Annotated in this window: 16 protein-coding genes; 9 read left to right on the top strand and 7 right to left on the bottom strand. The window is 60.1% G+C overall.

Annotated elements, in window-relative coordinates:
* Positions 1–164 precede the first annotated feature (164 nt).
* The 4 genes from RYH74_RS16830 (at position 165) to RYH74_RS16845 (ending at position 4,086) form a co-directional block, all read left to right on the top strand.
* The gene (locus RYH74_RS16830) at positions 165–548 is read left to right on the top strand and encodes a MerR family transcriptional regulator (protein WP_075045430.1); all 384 of its coding nucleotides are present in this window, start codon (positions 165–167) and stop codon (positions 546–548) included.
* 262 nt (positions 549–810) lie between these two features.
* Entirely contained in the window at positions 811–2,112 is a 1,302-nt protein-coding gene (locus RYH74_RS16835; RefSeq protein ID WP_075045431.1) for an Nramp family divalent metal transporter, read from the top strand.
* A gap of 229 nt (positions 2,113–2,341) precedes the next feature.
* Entirely contained in the window at positions 2,342–3,667 is a 1,326-nt protein-coding gene (locus RYH74_RS16840) for an SDR family oxidoreductase (RefSeq protein WP_075045432.1), read from the top strand.
* Positions 3,668–3,867: 200 nt separating this feature from the next.
* The gene (locus RYH74_RS16845; RefSeq protein WP_003256807.1) at positions 3,868–4,086 is read left to right on the top strand and encodes a general stress protein; all 219 of its coding nucleotides are present in this window, start codon (positions 3,868–3,870) and stop codon (positions 4,084–4,086) included.
* Between the two features lie 91 nt (positions 4,087–4,177).
* Here RYH74_RS16845 and RYH74_RS16850 read toward each other — a convergent pair whose 3' ends face one another.
* Positions 4,178–5,530, bottom strand: coding sequence for a cation:proton antiporter (locus tag RYH74_RS16850; RefSeq protein WP_317409787.1), 1,353 nt, complete (start codon positions 5,528–5,530; stop codon positions 4,178–4,180).
* 197 nt (positions 5,531–5,727) lie between these two features.
* Between RYH74_RS16850 and RYH74_RS16855 the strand changes: the two genes are divergently transcribed.
* On the top strand, positions 5,728–6,585 hold the full coding sequence (locus tag RYH74_RS16855) for an SDR family oxidoreductase (protein ID WP_061305549.1): 858 nt from the start codon (positions 5,728–5,730) through the stop codon (positions 6,583–6,585).
* Between the two features lie 86 nt (positions 6,586–6,671).
* On the opposite strand, the gene hutH is transcribed toward RYH74_RS16855, so the two are convergent.
* The 4 genes from hutH to RYH74_RS16875 all read right to left on the bottom strand — a co-directional run bounded on the left by hutH (position 6,672) and on the right by RYH74_RS16875 (position 10,932).
* Complete coding sequence (gene hutH, locus RYH74_RS16860) at positions 6,672–8,195, bottom strand: histidine ammonia-lyase (protein WP_317409788.1); 1,524 nt, start codon at positions 8,193–8,195, stop codon at positions 6,672–6,674.
* A gap of 11 nt (positions 8,196–8,206) precedes the next feature.
* Positions 8,207–9,040 carry a glycine betaine/L-proline ABC transporter ATP-binding protein gene (locus tag RYH74_RS16865; RefSeq protein WP_075045435.1) on the bottom strand — a complete coding sequence of 278 codons (834 nt, stop codon included), beginning with the start codon at positions 9,038–9,040 and terminating at the stop codon, positions 8,207–8,209.
* Positions 9,037–9,888: an ABC transporter permease gene (locus RYH74_RS16870; protein ID WP_015270115.1), complete on the bottom strand. Its 852-nt coding sequence runs from the start codon at positions 9,886–9,888 to the stop codon at positions 9,037–9,039. Before RYH74_RS16870 ends, RYH74_RS16865 begins: the two co-directional genes overlap by 4 nt.
* A 75-nt stretch (positions 9,889–9,963) precedes the next feature.
* Positions 9,964–10,932 carry an ABC transporter substrate-binding protein gene (locus tag RYH74_RS16875; protein ID WP_015270114.1) on the bottom strand — a complete coding sequence of 323 codons (969 nt, stop codon included), beginning with the start codon at positions 10,930–10,932 and terminating at the stop codon, positions 9,964–9,966.
* A 199-nt stretch (positions 10,933–11,131) separates the two neighbouring features.
* Here RYH74_RS16875 and RYH74_RS16880 point away from each other — a divergent pair, with 199 nt between their 5' ends.
* On the top strand, positions 11,132–12,046 hold the full coding sequence (locus tag RYH74_RS16880; protein WP_054572910.1) for a LysR family transcriptional regulator: 915 nt from the start codon (positions 11,132–11,134) through the stop codon (positions 12,044–12,046).
* Positions 12,047–12,068: 22 nt separating this feature from the next.
* Here the strand turns inward: RYH74_RS16880 and RYH74_RS16885 are convergent, their stop codons facing one another.
* Positions 12,069–14,621, bottom strand: coding sequence for an EAL domain-containing protein (locus RYH74_RS16885; protein ID WP_317409789.1), 2,553 nt, complete (start codon positions 14,619–14,621; stop codon positions 12,069–12,071).
* 546 nt (positions 14,622–15,167) lie between these two features.
* Positions 15,168–15,404, bottom strand: a complete 237-nt coding sequence (locus RYH74_RS16890; protein ID WP_015270586.1) for a hypothetical protein — start codon at positions 15,402–15,404, stop codon at positions 15,168–15,170.
* A gap of 695 nt (positions 15,405–16,099) precedes the next feature.
* On the opposite strand from RYH74_RS16890, the gene RYH74_RS16895 reads away from it, so the two are divergent.
* From RYH74_RS16895 to RYH74_RS16905, 3 genes are all read left to right on the top strand, one after another.
* On the top strand, positions 16,100–17,605 hold the full coding sequence (locus RYH74_RS16895) for a PLP-dependent aminotransferase family protein (RefSeq protein ID WP_317409790.1): 1,506 nt from the start codon (positions 16,100–16,102) through the stop codon (positions 17,603–17,605).
* A gap of 112 nt (positions 17,606–17,717) precedes the next feature.
* Complete coding sequence (locus RYH74_RS16900) at positions 17,718–18,788, top strand: sugar phosphate isomerase/epimerase family protein (protein ID WP_075045439.1); 1,071 nt, start codon at positions 17,718–17,720, stop codon at positions 18,786–18,788.
* 33 nt (positions 18,789–18,821) lie between these two features.
* Positions 18,822–20,087 (top strand): MFS transporter, encoded by a 1,266-nt coding sequence (locus RYH74_RS16905; RefSeq protein WP_025339453.1) that lies wholly within the window; start codon positions 18,822–18,824, stop codon positions 20,085–20,087.
* Positions 20,088–20,296 lie beyond the last annotated feature (209 nt).

A 20,296-nucleotide genomic window follows, 5' to 3' on the forward strand; every position in this document is an offset into this window, starting at 1 on the left:
CGGCCCCGGTCGTGCCGTGCCCCCGGCACTGCCCAGCCGAGCCTCCCTGCTGCGACACCCTGTCCAACTTGGTTTCCCACCCCCCTGACGCTTGTGCAAAGATGTCGCGCGCCAGTGAGCGCGCGACATCTTTTCGCTTCTGATGCGTCAAAAAAGGGATTTTCATGTACATCGGCAAAGCCGCCCAGCTGTCGGGCACCACCGTCAAAAGCATTCGACATTACGAAGAAATCGGCCTGTTGCCCCCACCGCAACGCGAAGGCAAGTACCGCATCTACAGCCAGCAAAGCGTAGAGCTGCTGACCTTCATCAAATGCGCTCAGCAACTCGGTTTCAAGCTCAAGGAAATGCAGGCCATTCTGCAGGATCATCGCGGCCAGGAGCTGCCCTGGGATCTGGCCATGCAGGCCATCAATAACAAAAAGCAGGAATTGATGGGGCAGATCCAGGCCTTGCAGCAAGTGCATGACGGCTTGGTAGAGTTTGAGCTGAGCCTCAAAGATGCTCAGATGCAATGCCAGTTCGAACACCTGGAAAAAGCCCGCTGAATCCGCACCGCCGCCGCTGAACGGCCATTTCGTCAACGGAGCCGACGGCGGCCAAGCGCAAATCTAACGAGTAAGGCCGCGACAAATGCGGCCTTCCCTCACTATTTGAGGAAGCCTGTCGGTGTCGTCTCGGCCGCCCTCTGGACATTGCACCTTACCTCGAAACATTAAGAAACATCTTTGCTGGAATTTAAGTTGTACGACATCCTATCTACTGTGATCGACTACGCTCCGCTCTCACAAAAAAAACAATGGAGTCACCATGTCGAGCATACCTTCTGTCGAGGGGAAAACTGCCGTAACCCCTCAAAATCGCCTGTCAAAGCTGATCAAATTGCTTGGCCCCGGCGTCATCGCGGTTCTGTCGTGGTTGGGGGCAGGAGATCTGATAACCTCATCTGTCGCCGGGGCGAACTACGGTTACGCCATGATGTGGGTGCTGGCCGTTTCGCTGCTGCTCCGGTACCTGATCGTAAACATCATCGCCCGCTTCCAGCTGTGCAATAACCAAGGGATGACCATTCTGCAGGGCTATGCGCAGCTGCACCCGGTGTTCGCCTGGTTCATGTTGGCCTATGCCCTGTTGATGGGGCACCTGATGAACGCCTACATGATCAAGGGTGCGGGGGAAGCGCTGGCGATGTTGCTGCGGATCGACTACCCACTGCTGTGCTCCATGGCCGTGGTGCTGGCCGTGTGGATGCTGGTGGGGCGCAACATATACGCAATGATCGAAGGCGTCATGAAAGTACTGTTGGCGGTGATGACCTTGGCCTTCCTGGCGCTGGCGGTGATGTCCGGCCCCGACGTGGCGGGCATCGTCAAAGGCACCATCGGTTTCAGCATTCCAGCCGATGAAGGCGTTCACGGCGCACTGCTGGTAGCGGTATCGGTGATCGGTGCCGTGGCAGGTTCTGTAGCCAACTTCGTGCACCCTTATGTCATGCGTGAAAAAGGCTGGGTCGGCCCGCAACACAAACGCATCCAGCGCAACGACCTGCTGTTTGCGGTATTCGTCGGTATCGTCATCAACCTGGCGATCTGGATCGTCGGCGCGGAAATCCTGCGGCCCAACGGCATCGAGGTGAAAACGCTCGGCGATCTGGGCAAGGCATTGGAACTGTTCTTCGGCCCGATCGGCTGGTACATCTTCTTCGTCGGCGTATTCGCCACTTTGTTCGCCAGCATTTCTGGCAAGACCACTGCGTTCCCCATGCTGATCACCGACGCTTTCCAACATGTGAAGCCCGAGCGACGCGAACGCTATGGAAAGGAATTCCACAACGACCCGATGCACAAGTGGTTCATGTTGTTCATCCTGGTGACGCCACTGGTCTGGTCGATCCCGGGCATGCCCGACTTCGTGACCCTTACCATCGGTGTCAGCGCGCTGAACATCATCGGCCTGCCGGTGATCTCGCTGGGCCTGCTGATCATGTCCAACCAGAAATCGCTGCTGGGCAAGGCGTACCGCAACAACTGGTTCGAAAACATCGCGCTGGCATTCGCCACTGGCCTGGCGCTATGGGTAGCCTTCCAGCTGGCAGTGGACCTTATCGCCTGAAGGTAACGCACAGCCCTGGCTCAATGCCGGCCAGGGCTGACCGGCGCTGCGCCTCGGCCTGATACCGGCGTGACCGGTATTTTTCTGCCTGCATTCCAATACGCAGCCTACCACCGGACTTGTTGGTCTGAACTTTGCGGCCCGCCTTGGATTCCCCTGCATATCCATCACGCAAAGATGCCTAGCACAGCAAAGGCTGACATTTTCGAGATCTTCAGGGGTTCGCAAAATGATCGATCAAGCGACAGGTATGAAATCTGGTGAACGCTATCGCGTGGAAAACGTGGAGCGGGCACATCAGTTCCCAGGTTTCTTCCAGGACGGGAAGTACTACCTCGGCCCTGAGCTTCTGACCGCCGTCGGTTGGATCGAGGGCACGCGTTTCATCTACGACAGCGTGGATGCCGAAGGGGAACCCGTGTTTCCGAACCGGGAGGCTGGCACGGTTGAAGGGCTGACGTTGACCCTGGTCGACGGCACCGCTCTTGAAATCTCTCGGATCGAAGCCAGCGAAACGATCGCGCCAGTTGACGACCAGACTACGTCTGGCAAAGAGCGGGAATCGCCCCGGGAGGGCTATCCGAGCAGAGGGCCGCTGCGCGGCAAAGTCGTGGTGATCACTGGCGCTTCCAGCGGGATCGGCCGTGCCGCCGCACACGCATTTGCCTGCAAGGGTGCTCGCCTGGTGCTAGCTGCGCGCGATGAAGAGGCGTTGTTCGAGGTGCTGGATGAATGCACCGACTGCGGTACGGATGCCATAGCAATCACGACCGACGTCACCCACAACGACCAGGTGCAAGCGCTGGCCGCACAGGCAGCAGCATTTGGCCACGGACGAATCGATATCTGGATCAACAACGCCGGCGTTGGGGCGGTCGGCAATTTCGAAGAAACACCACTGGAGGCCCACGAGCAGGTCATCCAGACCGACCTGATGGGTTACCTGCGCGGCGCTTTTGTAGCCCTTCCCCTGTTCAAGGCCCAAGGCAGCGGCATCCTGATCAACACGCTGTCACTGGGCAGTTGGGTGGCCCAACCCTATGCAGCCACGTACTCGGCGAGCAAGTTCGGCTTGCGTGGGCTGACTGAGGCGCTGCGAGGGGAATTGACGGCGTTCCCCGAGATCCACGTGTGCGATATCTATCCGGCCGTCATGGACACACCGGGCTTCCGAGACGGCGGCAACTACACAGGCCATGCGCTGACGCCTCCGGGCCCTGTATATGATCCCGAACTGGTGGCGAAGGCCATGGTGGCCTGCGCAATATCACCACGCGCCCACACCACGGTCGGTGCCACGGCCCGCCTGGCGCATCTGGCCAGTTACCTGGTACCAGGCCTGCCCCTGTTATCGGGGTGGCTGACGCGTCGGGGAATAAACCGCAGTCCCAAAGCCGAAACATCATCAGGCAACCTCTTTGAGCCGCCGAGTGGCAGGAGGAGTATCGACGGGGGCTGGAGGAAATCAAAAGACAAGACGCCTGTACTGATCGGCGCAGCGGCGCTTGGAATGATCGTAGGTTTTGCAATCACCCGTTCACGACGCAGGAGCTGAACGATTGGGCCGTCAAACTCGGCGCAAGGCAGGTCCTTCCCAAAGGTTGGCGTACAAAGCTCTGTGGCGCCACAGTCGCCCGCACGGGTTCTTTCGCGCAACCCGTCGGGACGAGCAGAAAGCAGTGGAGCAAACGCCCCCCTGCCTGACGTCCGAGTTGAACACAGACTTTCCTGTGTGACGACATGAGGTGAAAGATCATGGCTGACAACCAATCCAATCGTGGCCACCAAGGTGGTACCGCACAGAACAACCCAGGCAACTTTGCCAATGACCGTGAGAAGGCATCGGAGGCAGGTCGCAAAGGCGGCCAGAGCTCTGGGGGCAATTTTGCCAACGACCGTGAGCGCGCCTCCGAGGCAGGACGCAAAGGCGGACAGAACAGCCACGGCGGCGGTCGTGGTAGCGAAAATCGCTAACTTGAAATGAGCTCGGCCAGGGTGCACGGCGCCCTGGCTTTTTTTCCAAATTGAACGCAGTGGCCACCAGACGTGCCGCGTCGGTTTCAAATTACACCGAAGCAGTGAGCAGCCCCTTCCACGCTTCGTATCTGGCAAGCAGCGGTTGAACGCTCAAACCGTGCAGCAGAATGCTTAGCGCCACCACCGATAGAACCAGGTTCATGCTCTGCGCGGCTGACGTGGCAAGCAGCCCGTGATTGAGGGCGTAGAACAGATAGTAGAAGCTGCCGATTCCTCGAATGCCAAACCATCCCAATAGCCCACGCTGCCGGATATCCAGCATTCCTCGAGCCGGGAACAGGAGGATGCTCAAGGGACGAATCAGCAGGAAAAGCGCTGCGGCTACGATCAAGGCCCGCCAGTCCCAATGTTCGATGAGTACTACCCCGAGCATGGTCACCAGAAACACCTCCATTGCCCGTTCGATCAAGCTGCCGAAAGCCAGCATATCCCCCAACATGATGCCTGCTGCCACCTGCGAGTCGTCGAGGCCTTGCACATCACCTTTGACGGCCAGCTCCGGGGCCACGTGCTGGTGACCTACCACGGGCTGTACCAGGTGTTCAGCAGCCGGCTCTTCGGGGCCATTGGAGGTCTGAACCTCTGCCTGGCGTAAACCGAGGCCAGCAGCGAACACCGCTAAAAACCCATAGGCCTGAATCGACTCGGCGCTAACATAAGCCAGCGCAATCAGGGCAAGGGCCAGGTAGTCATTGGGCGACACGGTACTGTCGTCGTTGCGCAGGCGCAAAAAGAGCGTGAGCTTGCCCAGGCCGCGCCCCATCCAGTAACCAAGCAACAGGCCTGCGGTCACTGCCCACAGCATGTCCTTGAACAACCAGTCACTGAACCATGCCTGGCCGGTATCCTGCTGAAGGAACAACCCGAGGATGACGAAGGGGAACGCCACGCCATCGTTGAGCCCTGCCTCGCCAGACAAGCTGAAACGCACCGGATCATCATCCCGGGCATCAACCACCTGTACCAGGGTGGCAAGCACGGGGTCTGTGGGTGCGAGTATCGCCCCGATCAATACCGATATGCCCCACCCCAGGTTCAGGCCATGATGCAGCACCAGCGTTACCCCACCGATGCAGACCAACATCACCGGCCCCGCCAGGTAGAAGGCGCCCCACCATCTGCGGTCATGCAAGGGCAGGCGCAACTTCAAGCCACTGAAGAACAGCGAAAACAGCACAGCGACTTCGGTGAGGTGCTCCATCCAGCCGCTCGCCTTGCTCAGGTCCAGATGAAGAAAACCCAACCCCGATGTGCCCAGGCCGATACCCAGGGCAAGGCACACCACGGACGAAGTCACAGGGATCCATCGCAGGTAGGAGGATGAGAGCGCCAGTAGCAGCAAGACGGCGCCCAGCATGGCGAACCAGACGATGAAGGTCATCTGCGCACAAGCCTTGAAAGAGTTTTCGACTACTTTTGGACTTTCTGGCGAAACAGGTCGTTCCGCTGCATTGCACGTAACTCATTGGGCAATGTACCCCGCACCGCTCATCGTACCGAATGCAGATTGAAATCAACAAAACCAGGGCCAATCGTTTCAAACCGGTATTAACGTTCTCAACTGCAGGAGCGACTACCGTGCGAGACTTCCCTACTCCGCCCTTCCCCTCCCAGCCTCAAGACGTCCCCGGTTCTCAGCGGAAGATGGAGCCGTATCCAGACTGCGGAGAGCAGTCGTATACCGGTCAGAACCGACTGGAAGGCAAAATTGCACTTATCACTGGAGCGGACAGCGGTATCGGCCGAGCGGTAGCCATTGCCTACGCCCGCGAAGGAGCCGACGTTGCCATCGCCTACCTCAATGAGCATGAAGACGCGCAAGAAACCGCGCGCTGGGTTAAGGCAGCGGGCCGACAATGCCTGCTGTTGCCAGGGGACTTGGCGCAGAAACAGCACTGCTACGACATCGTCGAAAAGACAGTCGAACAGTTCGGGCGTATCGACATTCTGGTCAATAACGCGGCGTTCCAGATGTCCCACGAAACCCTGGAAGAAATCGACGATGATGAATGGGTAAAAACCTTCGATACCAACATCACCGCCATCTTCCGAATCTGCCAGGCGGCAATCGCTTCCATGCCAAAGGGGAGTTCGATCATCAATACGAGCTCGGTCAACTCCGACGACCCCTCTCCAAGCTTGCTGGCCTATGCAACGACCAAAGGTGCGATTGCCAACTTCACTGCTGGCTTGGCTCAACTACTCGGAAAAAAGGGAATCCGAGTGAACAGCGTGGCACCGGGGCCTATCTGGACGCCTCTGATTCCCTCCACCATGCCAGACGAAGCGGTCAGGAACTTCGGCTCGAAAACACCGTTGGGCCGTCCTGGGCAACCGGTGGAAGTCGCCCCGATCTATGTATTGCTGGGCTCCGACGAGGCCAGTTACATCAGTGGTTCACGTTACGGAGTTACTGGCGGCAAACCGATCCTCTAGAAAACCGTTGGGAAAACATGCCGTACAGACGCATCCCGTACGGCACCCGGCAGCCATAACGCCTAAACAGCGCGCGGATGCATCGGTCATAGCAGCTCGGGGAATGCAGCGCCAAGCAGGCCCGGGTCCTTCAGGATCGATGCGCTGCTGGCGATATCCGGAGCCAACCAACGGTCCTGGACATACGCCGGAACCCGTTCGCGCAACAACCGCCAGGCAACGTTGGTACCCGCGCCAAAGCGCTGCTCCTTGAGGAACTCGAATGCCTGGGCCGCCAGCAGGTATTCGATGGCGAGGATCTGCGTACAGTTCTCCAGGGCGCGGTGCAGCTTCAACCCTGCATTGGTGCCCATGCTCAGATGGTCCTCCTGCAGGCCGGAGGTCACGTAATTGTCGACGACTGCCGGTTGTGCCAGCTGACGGTTTTCAGCACACAGTGAAGCGGCCACGTACTGGACAATCATCATCCCCGAATTCACCCCCGGCTGGCTGACCAGGAAGGCCGGCAAACCGCTGACCAACGGGTTGATCAGGCGATCGAGACGACGCTCGGCAATCGCCCCGATCTCGGCCACCGCGATGGCCAGCAAGTCGGCCGCCATGGCCACCGACTGGCCGTGCGGATTCGCCTGGGAAACTACCCTATACGACTCGGGTGTACCCAGCAGCATCGGGTTGTCGGTGGTGGAGTTGAGTTCGGTTTCGATCTGCCGCGCAGCGTGTTCCAACTGATCGCGCGCGGCGCCATGAACCTGCGGAATCGAGCGAATGCTCAAGGCATCCTGGGTGCGAATGCCTTGGCTGCTGGCAATGATTTCGCTGCCGTCGAGCAGGCGCCGCAGGTTACTGCCCACGCGCTGCATGCCGGGGTGCGGTTTCATCGCGATGATTTCAGGGTCGAAGGCATCGAGCTGGCCGCGCAGGGCCTCGAAGCTCATGGCGCTGATAACGTCCGCCCATTGGCTCAACCGAGTGGCGTCGTCCAGGGACAGGCAGCTCAGGCCGGTCATGCAAGGGGTACCGTTGACCAGGCACAGGCCATCCTTGGCACCCAGTTTGACCGGCGCCAGGCCGACCTCGGCCAAGGCCTGCTGCGCCGGCATGATCTGGCCGCGATAGCTGACCTGGCCGACGCCCAGCAAGCTGATGCTGATATGCGCCATGTGGGTCAGGTACCCCACCGACCCCTGCTTCGGCACCTGCGGGGTGATGTGCTGGTTGAGCAGGGTCAGCAGCGCCTCGACCACCTTGCGCTGCAGGCCGGAACGGCCCTGGCAGAAATTGATGATTGCCGCGCACATGATCGCCCGGGTCTGTTCATCCGACAGCGCCGTACCCACGCCACAGGCATGGCTGAGCAAAGTGTTGTGCGACAGCTGGCTGAGTTGTTCGTCCTGCAACGAGACATTGCACAAGGCGCCAAGCCCGGTGTTGACGCCATAGGCGCGGTCACCGCTGGAAACGATGCGCTGGACAATCGCCTGGGCGTTCTCGATCCGCGCCCAGGCCGATGGGGCCAGCTCAAGCTTCGCGCCATGCCGGGCCACAGCCACCACGTCCTGCCAACGCACTGGCGCCTCGGCGATGATGATTCTTTCGGCAAACGACATACACGCGTTCCTTAAAGCGAAGCTACGCGACGCTGCACGAAACGATCGACGTATTCGTCCGCAGGCTGGTAGAGGATTTCTTTCGGTGTGCCGACCTGGACCAGGCGACCGTCCTTGAGAATGGCAATCCGGTTGCCGATACGCACTGCCTCGTCCAGGTCGTGCGTGATGAAGACGATGGTCTTGTGCAGGGTCTTCTGCAGCTCCAGCAGTTGGTCCTGCATTTCGGCGCGAATCAGCGGGTCGAGCGCACTGAAGGCTTCGTCCATCAGGATGATGTCGGTGTCGGCAGCCAGGGCGCGGGCCAGGCCGACGCGCTGACGCATGCCACCCGACAACTGGTGCGGGTACGACTTTTCGTAACCCTTGAGGCCCACGGTGTTGATCCAGTGCAGGGCACGCTCTGTGCACATGGCCTTGCTCTCGCCACGAACTTTCAGGCCGTAGGCGACGTTGTCCAGCACGGTGCGGTGCGGCAACAGGCCGAAGCTCTGGAACACCATGCTGATCTTGTGCCGGCGGAATTCGCGCAGGGCTTGCATGTCGTACTGCAGAATGTCTTCGCCATCGACCAGGATCTGGCCGCTGGTCGGGTCGATCAAGCGGTTGAAGTGGCGCACCAGGGTCGACTTGCCCGAGCCCGACAGCCCCATGATCACGAAGATCTCGCCGCTGCCGATGGACAACGAGAGATCGTTGACCCCGACCACGCAGCCGGTTTCGGCCAGGACCTGATCCTTGGCTTTTTGCTGGCGGATCAGTTTCAGGGCATCTTCGGCGCGAGCACCGAATATCTTGAAGACATTCTTGACTTCGATCTTGTTCATTGTCTGTTTGGCGCTCATTTGCCCACCCCATGCCGTGGTCGGCCATAGGCCTGGGTAATGCGGTCGATCACGACCGCCAGAATCACGATGGCCAGGCCCGCTTCGAGGCCGCGGCCCACATTCAGGGTCTGGATGCCGACCAAAACGTCTTCACCCAGGCCGCGGGCACCGATCATCGAGGCGATGACCACCATCGACAGGGCCATCATGGTGGTCTGGTTGATACCGGCCATGATGCTCGGCAACGCCAGTGGCAGCTGCACGCCGAACAGTTGTTGCATGCGATTGGCACCGAAAGCGTTGATCGCCTCCATGACCTCGCCATCCACCTGGCGAATGCCCAGGTCGGTCAGGCGAATCAACGGCGGCGCGGCATAGATGACGGTGGCGAAGATCGCCGGCACCTTGCCCAGGCCGAACAGCATCAGCACAGGTATCAGGTACACGAAGCTGGGCATGGTCTGCATGATGTCGAGCAGCGGCATCAACACCGCCCGCAGGCGATCGTTGCGCGCCGACAGCACACCCAGCGGAATGCCGACCAGGACCGATATCAGCGTTGCGACCAGCATCAGCGCCAGGGTCTGCATCAGCTTGTCCCAGAGGCCGACCGCGCCGACCAGGAACAGCAAGCCGACGATCACGGCAGTGGTCACGACTTTGCGGGTGGCGTGCCAGGCGATACCGGCGACGATGGCCAGCATCAGCCACCAGGGTACTGCGCGCAGCAGGCCTTCGAGGTTGACGATGGCCCACAGCAGGGTGTCGGAGATGTGCCGGAACACGTCACCGTAGTTGGTTACGAGCGCATCGACCCAGCCATTGACCCAGTCGGCAATGGAAAACGTGAAGTTCTTGGGAAACATGGAATTCTCTCGAGCAAGTGCATGAAACGGACTGTCGCGTGCCTTGTCCGGCAGGAGCCGGACGAGCCCACACGCTCAGAGTGCCGCGTCGACCTTTTTGGCTGCGTCTTCGCTGACCCAGCTGTGCCAGACCTCGGGGTGTTCCTTGAGGAACAACTTGGCCAGTTCCGGCGACTCGATGCGATCTTTGCTCATGCGCGCCAGGTTCTGGTTCAGCAGGTCGATCGGCAGATTGACCTTTTCCAGCACCGCCACCAGTTCCGGCGCCTGCTCGTGGAAGGCCTTCGACAGGCCCACTTTGATGGTCAGGGATTTATCCACGCCTGGCTTCTCGTCCAGCTTGACCAGGTCGACCAGGCCCATCAGCGGCGTCGGCGACCAGTAGTAGAACAGGATCGGCTCGCCACGCTTGTAGCTCGACAGCACGGCGGCATCCAGTGCCGGGCCGGTGCCCGGACGGAAGTTGGTGTAGCTGCTTTCCAGGCCGTAGTGCTTGAGCATCTCGCTGTTGTCCAGCTCGCAGGTCCAGCCGGCCGGGCAATTGTAGAAGCGCCCCTTGTCCGGTTCTTCCGGGTCCTTGAATACCTGGGCGTATTGCCCAAGATCGGCGATGGTCTTGAGGTTCGGCGCCTTGGCTTCGAGTTTGCGCTTGGGGTCGCCTTCGATCACGTAACGCGGCACATACCAGCCTTCGACCGCGCCAACGACCGGCGCGCCGACGCCAACGACCTTGCCGGCAGCGGCAGCCTTGTTCCAGACCTCGCTGCGCCCTACCCACTCTTCGGCAAACACCTGAATGTCGTTGCTGCTCAGGGCGTTTTCCATGGAGATGGAGTTGCCCGGCAGGCTGTCGGTTTCACAGCCATAACCATTTTTCAGCACGAACTGCATCACGTCCGTGAGCAGCATCCCGCTTTCCCAGTTCAATCCGGCGAATTTCACCGGTTTGCCAGACTCGCACCAGCCGGCCGCCTGGCTGGCACCAGCGGCCGCCAGCAGCCCGAAAGATAGTGTCGTGGTCAGCAGAGCCTTTGTAATTTTCATTGTGACGCTCCCAAACAAGAACATGGATTGCAGTAGTCGAGGGCATCCGGCCCAAAGAGGGTCGCCAAACTGGCTGATCAGCCTTGCAATCGGCATCGGCGTGGCACCTGTGATCGGTGGCCACTGCACAGAGGAAATATTTCACAACCTCAAAAAAGGATAAAATAATATGTCCTGATGTATCACAACGGAAAAACCTATGAAGTTCACACTGCGACAACTGCGCTACGCGCTCGCAGCGGCCAAGCACGGGAACCTGACGACTGCCGCCATGGAGCTTCATGTTTCGCAGCCCTCCATTTCGGCGGCCATCAGCGAATTGGAAGAGGTGCTGGGTCAATCGATTTTCGTGCGCCAACGTGGCCTCGGCATATCGCTGACCCCGTTCGGGCGTACCGTCATGGTCCAGGCCCGTCGCGTTCTGAGCGAGGCTCGGACCTTTGCCGAGATCAATGCCAATGCGGGAGAGTGTGTCGGAGAGTTGGTAGTCGGGTGTTTTGAAGACCTGGCGCCCTATTGCCTGCCACAGATCGTGCGCCGGATGCAGGAGTCCTGCCCGAGGGTCACGGTCGATATGCGCGAAGGCAGCTTCGATTATGTTGGCAAGCGGCTGAGTGAGGGCGCGATAGAGCTGGCGATCACCTACGATCTGGGTCTGCCGCCGAACACTCAATGCACCCAGCTGTGCCAGCTGACCGCTCAGGTACTGCTGGCTGCCGATCACCCGTTGGCCAAGGAATCGCGCGTCAGCCTCAAAGCGCTATCCGAATACACACTGGTAGTCACCGATCAGGTCCACAGCTGGCAGCATGTGCTGGACCTGTTCAGCTTCTACGATCTTTCGCCCGCCGCTGTACACCGTGTGCGCACCTTCGAGATGCAGCGTAGCCTGGTCGCCAACGGGTTTGGCGTGGCGCTGATCTACACCCGGCCATTTGGTGACCGCAGTTATGATGGCCAAGCGTTGGTGTGTCGGCCGACCGAGGAGAAATTGCCAACGCACAGCATCGTGCTGGCGCATGATCAGCGCTATCCGCTGACGCCTTCGGCTGAGGCGTTCAAGGACCTGGCGGTGGCATGGTTCGCGGAGCGGCCGTCGTTTGCATCCGAATGAAACTGCCCTCCTCTGCGAGGCGTCATTGCGCTAACGATACCTGGTCTTTCATCATCCCCATCAGTACCTCGTTTTCCAGCGGTTTGCTGAGCAAAAAGCCTTGTACTTCATGGCATTGGTCATCGCTGAGCAAGGCCAGTTGCTCGGCGGTCTCGACACCTTCGGCAGTCACCGTCATGCCCATTGCATTGCCAAGGTTGATAATGGCCTGGACCACGCTACGGTCGCTGCCACTCTTTCCCAGGTGCTGCACGAAACGCTTGTCGATCTTGATGCTGTCGAACGGGTAGGTACGCAGGTAGCCCAACGAGGAGTAACCGGTCCCGAAGTCGTCCATGTTCAGGCGCACGCCCAGCTCCTTCAGTGCAAGCATGGTGTGCAGTGCGCCTTCGACATCGTTGAGCATGACGTTCTCGGTAATTTCCAGCTCCAGGCGGTGGGCTGGCAGCCCGGTGGCGCGCAACGCGTTGCCAACGTCGCGGACCACATCGCTGCGGCTGAACTGGGCCGGCGACATGTTGACCGAGACCATCACCGCCTGCGGCCAGCCCCGCGCCTTGATACAGGCTTCCTGCAGCACCCAGTTGCCAAGCAGCACGATCAGGTCGGACTCTTCGGCAAGCGGGATGAAACGATCCGGGCGGAGCAGGCCCAGCCGCGGGTGTTGCCAGCGCACCAGGGCCTCGGCCGATGCGATCGAGACCCCATCGACCTTGAAGCGCGGCTGAAAATGCAGCACCAGCTCGCCACGCGGTATGCCCTCGCGCAGCTCGCTTTCCAGCACACGCTTCTCCATCAAAGCGGCGTTCATCTGTGCCGAAAAGAAGCGCCAGGTGTTCTTGCCCGCCTGCTTGGCGCTGTAAAGGGCCACGTCGGCGTGCCGGATCAGGTCGCTCGGCGTACCGGGGTACTCGGCCGACAGCACTACACCCAGGCTTACCCCCACTTGCACGACATGCCCCTCGACCTGAATGGGGCGTTTGATCGCCTCGATCACGCGCATGCAGAATCGGTCCATGTCCTGGTGATCGCCTGGCCGGGTCAGGACGACGATGAACTCATCGCCTCCCAGACGGGCGACCAGATCACTGTCGCGGGTAACTTGACCGAGGCGGCTCGCTACCTCGAGCAGCACCGCGTCGCCGGCCGGATGCCCAAGGCTGTCGTTGATTGGCTTGAAGTTGTCCAGATCGAGCATCAACAGCGCCACCTTGGGTAGCTCAGCGCCAGGGGCTGATTGTTCGAGGAAACGGAACAGCTTGTTGCGATTCGGCAGGCCGGTCAGGGCGTCGTGCAAGGAGAGGTGCTGAATCTGGGCATGGGCGGCCACTTCGTCGGTGATGTCGCTACACGTGCCACGAAAGCCGGTACACACGCCCTCGGCCACGATCGCGCGCGAAGCGATCCTGCAGATACGCTGCTGGCCTAGATGGTCCTGGTACTGGCAGCGCAGCGTGCCGGTAGAGCCTGTCGCGGCCAGGCTGTGCAGCGAGGTCCGGAGGTTGCTGGTATCACACGATAGCAACTCGGTAATCGGGCGCTGTCGCCACGCTTCGACGGGGTGCCCGGTGAGCTCGGTGAACCGGTCCGAAAGGTAGGTCAGGCGAAGAAGCGCATCAGTTTCCCAGATCCAGTCCGAGGCAGCTTCGGCCACGGCCTTGAAGCGCTCTTCACTTGATTGCAGGGCAACCCTTGAAGTCACCAGCGCACGGTGGCTGCGATCGATTCTGGTGCTGGCGCGGATCGCATAGCGTGCAAACAATGCCATGCTCAGCGCGATGAATAGAACGGCGATAGCCAAGGGCGCGATTACCGTGTGGATCAGTTCGGTGCCGGGCTGCGGTATATCCCATGTCAAGGTGTGGCCGCTGCCTTCGAGTGGCAAGGCACCGCGCCCTTGGCGCTGATCGGCCGAATCGCCCACGGCCAGGCCGGACAACCCCGCCGCCTGGCCCAGCGGCAAGAGCACCTGTGGCGATAGAACCCGAATGAACACCAACACCGCAGTTGGTCCCGGCGGGCGGGCCGGCTGGGTCTGCGGGCGAATCAGTGCAGCGACGTACACCGCCGGTTGGCCACGAAAGACCAGATAGCCTGAAGACGCCTGTTCGTGCTGCGCTGCTTGCCGAGCCTCCTGCAGGATCTTGCCGGCACTGACGGTATGCTGCTCCAGGCCCTGCTGGCTGAGCTGACCGTCCAGTATTGCGTACCGCGTACCGTCGTCATCGAGCACATATACGCCTTCGTACCCATCGGAGGTATAGAGCGTGGCGCCGACATTGTCCTCGTCGTATGCCCAATGTGCATCGACCTGCCCGCCCAAGTGATCATAGGCGGCCTGCCAATTGGCATGGGTCAGCAGGAACGTCTTGTCGTTCTTCTGCAGCTGGGCCATGGCGGATTCTGCATAGAAGCGGCTTTGCTCCACTTCTCGAGCATCCAGCGCCCCGGCGAGGCGGTAGAGGGAGAACAGCCCCAGCAACAAGGCCAACAGCAGAATCAGGGAAAACGCCACGATCAGTTGCCCGACCACATCACTGCGGGTCGACATTTCATTGTCAGCAAAGACGTCCATTGGTTCACCATCGCGGCCTAGGGTCTCCCGGTTGACCGGGCGGCAGGCTTGGAGGTCGATGGAGCTGACGATCGGTGGTTGGCGAAAGGCAACCTAGAGCCTGATACGGGGCTATGGTCAGTACAGCGCGGGGGCCTGCCAGCGGTGAACGACTGCCAGGTTGGATAACCGTTCTGGTGCGTACCGCGGATAACGACCCATAGCTGTCGCTTTGCCCAACGGCGATCATGGTGGGAGCGGGTTTACCCGCGAACACCGGCACAGCCGGTGCCATCCACCGCGGCGCCTGCTTCGCGGGTAAACCCGCTCCCACAGATACTGCGCGGGCTTCGAGTTGACGCTGAACCTGTGGGAGCGGGCATGCCCGCGAACACCGGCAAAGCCGGTGCCATCCACCGCGTCGTCTGCTTCGCGGGCACGCCCGCTCCTACAGGTACTGCGCGGGCTTCGAGTTGGCGCTGTACCTGTGGGAGCGGGTTCACCCGCGAAGAGGCCCTCAAGGTCAATCACGGCTGCCGCTTGAATCAAACAAAGCCCAAACGCTCGTCAGACACCCGGTACCGTCTTCCGCCCAACCAGTTGCTGTCTCTCCACCCCATCCAGCAACGCCTCCACCACCGCCTTGGCCGAATCCAGCCCATGGTCATTGCTCAACAACAGATCACGACAGGTTCCCTTGGCCAGCTCCAGTGCCTTGAGATTGGTCGCAAACGCGCCTTTGAGCAGCGTGGACAGATGCACCAGCGCATCTTCGTAGTCCACCCCAGAACGCACGGCAAACAACGGTGGATGGCTGCATTCGCACGTGGAGAAACTGGAGGACGCCGTGGTGGCGCGTACGGGAGGATCGGGTAAGCCTTTTGTCATTGTGTCGCTCCTTGATTCACTGGAGCCGCCACACAACGTGACCAAACGAATGGGTGGCGACTGTACGCGGGTTGGTCAACCGGGAATCAAGGAAACCGGCGCGCACGGAGGCGCCCCACGCACAGCCGCCATAAAACGAAACAGCCGGGCACAAAAAAGCGCCAACTGTATCGCATAGCGGGCGCTTGTGCGCCTTGATTGTAAGGTCCACTTTGGGCCAAAAGCGATCGACCGCGAATGGCGGCTAACGACCCACGGCGGACACTGATCCAAAGCTCTGTAGTCAGTACCGGCCTCATCGCCGGCAAGCCGGCTCCCACAGGAGTATCACCAGCCTTCAGTCATGCGCTGTACTTGTGGGAGCCGCGCTTGCCGGCGATGGGCCGCGAAGCGGCCCTGGTTACAGATTTCCGCTATGGGTCGTTAGAAGCCATTCCCGACTGACGACCCAAAGCGGACGCTTTAATCGGTCTTTTCTGCAGTATCCAGCCACCAACCTGCGTCGGACATCAAAGCCGGACGGATGACTTATCGGGTATCGCTCGCTACCCTGAAAGCCCCGTCACCTGACGGTTTCCAGGTCAAGTCCCATTTCACCAGACGAGCATGTCATGAAATCCCCCACAGGTTTGCTGCTGTCGGCTATCGAACTGGACCGTGCCAGTGCCATACCCCTGTACCGCCAGCTGTATCTGCAGATCCGCAAACAGATACTCAACGGCAGAATTCAGGGGGGCGTGCGCCTGCCGTCGACCCGGACCTTGAGCATCGAGTTGGGGCTGTCGCGGATCACCATCCTCAATGCTTTCGATCAGTTGATTGCCGAAGGTTTCCTGGCCTCGCGCACGGGTGCAGGTACGTATGTCGGTACTGAGTGGGAAAACCGGAGTATCGAGGACGAGCAACCGCGCCAGCCACCGCGCCTGTCCGAACTGAGCCAGTCGATGCTGTCGCTGCGCAGCGATCATTTTCGCGGGGTGTCCTATGCCGACTGGGATCCCGCGACGCCGACCTCCTTCCTGCCCAGTCACAGCACCTATGAAGAATTTCCGCAAGCCATCTGGCGGCGCCTGATGAACCGTCATTTGCTCAAGCCGACCAAGGCGATTCTGGGTTATGGCGAGTTGCAAGGTTTGCAGGCGTTTCGCACAGCGATTGCCGAATACGTCTTCGATGCACGAGGTATCGACTGCAATGCCGAGCAAGTGGTGATCGTTTCCGGCGCGCAGCAAGCGTTCAACCTGCTGGGCATGCTGCTGCTCAATCCGCAGGACAGTGTCTGGATGGAAGACCCTGGGCACATCGCCGCGCGAATTGCGCTGCAAGCCCAAGGGGCCAAGATCATTCCGTTGCGTATTGACGAACAGGGGATCGATGTCCAGCAAGGCCTTGACGAGTGCCCTGATGCACGCCTGGTATTTTGTACGCCTTCGCGTCAGCATCCTTTGGGTGTCACCCTGAGTTATGTGCGGCGCCAGGCACTCATCGACTGGGCTGCGCAGCATCAGAGCTGGATCATCGAGGACGATTGCGACAGCGAGTTTCGCTACAGTGGTCGACTTCTCCCGGCACTGTATGCCTTGGACCAGATGGCCCGGGTGATCTACGTCGGCACGTTCAGCAAAGTGCTCTTTCCGTCACTGCGACTGGGTTACGTGATTCTGCCGCAGGCTCTGGTCGAGCCCTTCTGCACCCTGCGCGCGGTCATGGATCGCAGCCCGCCCACGCTGCTTCAGGCCACAACGGCGGACTTCATGAGCGAAGGCCACTTCCTGGGGCACATCCGCCGCATGCGTGCACTGTACAAGGCGCGCCAGCAGGCATTGATCGAACAACTTGAAAAGCAGATCGGCAGCTTTTTCAGGATTACTCCGACGGATGCCGGCATGCACCTGATCGCCTGGCTGCCCCCCGAACTGAGTGACACTGACATCGCCCGGCAACTGGCCCGACACAACATTCACACCTACGCCTTGAGCGACTACCGCATCAAGCATGACCTGCCGCCTGCCCTGTTGATCGGCTTTGCCGGCACGCCCGAAAAGCAGGCCCGAGAGCGTGTCGAGGAGCTGGCCCAGGCCTTGCGCACGCTGGGTTACCTTCCGCCAGCCACTTGATGCGAGGCAAGTGGCCTTATCAATTAGTTGATAATGGATCTATCGAGAGTTCCTGACTGGCGCGATAAAGGCTGCGCCGGTAGACCCGGAGTCTGAACCAGGAACGACTCTAATGAACAACAAGATCCAGGAACGATTCAACGCCTTGCTGAGCCACAAGGTGGTCGAACACGTAGCTGCTCCAGTGCTGACCGAAGCACTGGCCCAGCGGTTGCTTGAGCGTCTCGGGCAATTGCGCCTGTTTGCCCACGCCTACCCGCTGCTGACCAACCTCACCCACGGTCGTGTCACCCCCGCCGACCTGCTGGATTTTGCCTATCGCCACGAGCTGCAAGGCCTGAGCCTGCACTTGCTCGACGGCGAGGAAAACAGCCTGAGCCAGATGTCGCCAGAGCAGCTCCTGGCGTTTGCCAGCAAGGCCAAGGCGCTGGGGCTGGATGTGCACCTGGAAATCAGCAGCACGCTGAAAAAGGATGTCGACCAGGTGATCGCCATCGCCAAGGCCCTGGGGGTGCGCAACATCCGTGTCTACTCACGTTACGAGGGCACGCTGTCGCGGGTGATGGACGTGATCGAGACCGACCTGCACTACCTCGCGCAACAGGCCGACGCCAACGATCTGTACTTTGACTTCGAGCAGCATGAAGAACTCAAGAGCAGCGAAATCGCGCAGTTGCTCAACCGTCTCAACCACCCTCGCCTGCATGCCCTGTTCGACTTTGGCAACATGATCAATGCCTGCGAACAGCCCCTGCAGGCCCTGCACAACCTCGCGCCGCACATCCGCCAGGCTCACCTCAAGGGCGTACGCATCGTCCCCGAACAGAACGGCTTCGGCCATTACGGCGTATTGCAAGGCAGCGACGAAGACGACCTGCCCAGCGCCCGCATGCTGTTCGAACTGTTGATGCTGGGCGAAGCAACCCCACAGGTGATCGCGTTCATTCTCGAGCAGGAAAATCACTACGTCGCCCCGGCCTTCCGCCAGAGCCTCGAAGCGGCCGATCCATTCATTGCTTACCGGGAGATGAGCGAAACGCCGCTCCCGAAAGGCTACTCGCTCGAGCGCATGCTGGCCGACGAACACCGCTGGGCGAACAATCAGGTGGCCTATGTCCGACGCTTGCTGGGCGAACTGCGCACCTTGGCTGAACTGACCCTGGCCACCCCTTCCAACGCCTGAACCTGACGACCCGATTACGCCCGGAGAACAATAATGACAACTCAAAACAAGGCCAAATGGCTCAGACTCCTGATTCTCATCCTCGGTGGCGGCACCATTTACAAGTTGGCGAACCTCAAGGATGCCTTCTATGTCCCCATGCAGGAATTCATGGGCCTGAGCCACACTGAAATCGGCGTGCTGTTGAGTGCCAACGCAATCATCGCGACTGCACTGTTTGTGGTTGGCGGCCTGCTCGCCGATCGCTACGACACGCGCAAACTGATCCCCCTCGGCCTGATCGGGACCGGAGCTCTTGGGTTGTACCTGGCAACCTTTCCGCCCTTCAGCAGCTTGCTGATCGTGTTCAGTCTGTTGGCCGTCTGTGCCGACTGCCTGTTCTGGCCATCGCTGCTCAAAGCCATCCGTAATCTGGGTGACGATCAGGAGCAAGGCCGGTTGTTCGGCCTGCTGGAAGGCGGGCGTGGCGTGGTTGATACGCTGGTGGCCTTTTCCGCACTGGGCGTGTTCGTCGCCATGGGCTCCGGGGAAACCGGCCTGAAGTCGGCGATCCTGTTCTACTCGGTCATCGACATTCTGGCCGGCACCCTGACCTGGCTCCTGCTCAAGGGCGGTAACGCCCAATCGGCCGCCAAGCCGAAAAACGGTCTGGCGAACCTGATGGAAGCGATCAAGGTACCCGGTATCTGGTTGGTCAGTCTCAACGTGTTCATGGTCTATATCGTCTACTGCGGCCTGACCTATTTCATTCCCTACCTCAAGGAAATGTACGGGTTGCCCGTGGCGTTGGTAGGTGCCTACGGCATCATCAACCAATACTTCCTGAAAATCCTCGGCGGGCCTGCCGGTGGTTTCATTGCCGACAAGCAGTTCAAGAGCACCAGCCGTTACCTGAAGTGGGCATTCCTGGCGTTATTGCCGCTGATGGGCGTGATCATGCTGATTCCCAAAAGCCCGGGCTTCATCTATGCGGGGATGGCGGCCACCCTGTCCTTCGCGTTGATTGTGTTCTCGATGCGCGGCGTGTTCTGGGCACCCATGGGCGAAGTCGGCATTCCCCAGCACATCACCGGCTCAGCCTTCGGCATCGGTTGCCTGATCGGCTATGCCCCCGGCATGTTTGCCTACGTCATCTATGGCGCGCTCCTCGACCACTTCCCTGGTCAACAGGGCTACAACTATGTGTTCACCTTGATGAGCATACTGGCCATCGTGGGCTTCATGGTGTCCAGCCTTCTCTATCAAGCGGTGCGCAAAAAATCCATGCCCACTGGCGGGGTCAATGCGGTACAAGCCTGATCATCGCCATCGGCTTCAGGAGGAGGGATCGTCCATCATGCCGAGCCCTCCTCCGCCCACAATGCCGGCCTGGGCGTTGCTCTCGAGGTTGTCGCTGTACCTGTGGGAGCGGCCTTGTGTCGCGAAAGGGCCGCATCGCGGCCCCTGGATTGATGCGCGATAGTTGAAATTGCTGGGGCTGCTTTGCAGCCCTTTCGCGACACAAGGCC

Origin of the sequence: Pseudomonas sp. LSJ-87, from assembly GCF_032971465.1 — a bacterium.
Classification (GTDB): Bacteria; Pseudomonadota; Gammaproteobacteria; order Pseudomonadales; family Pseudomonadaceae; genus Aquipseudomonas; species Aquipseudomonas putida_Z.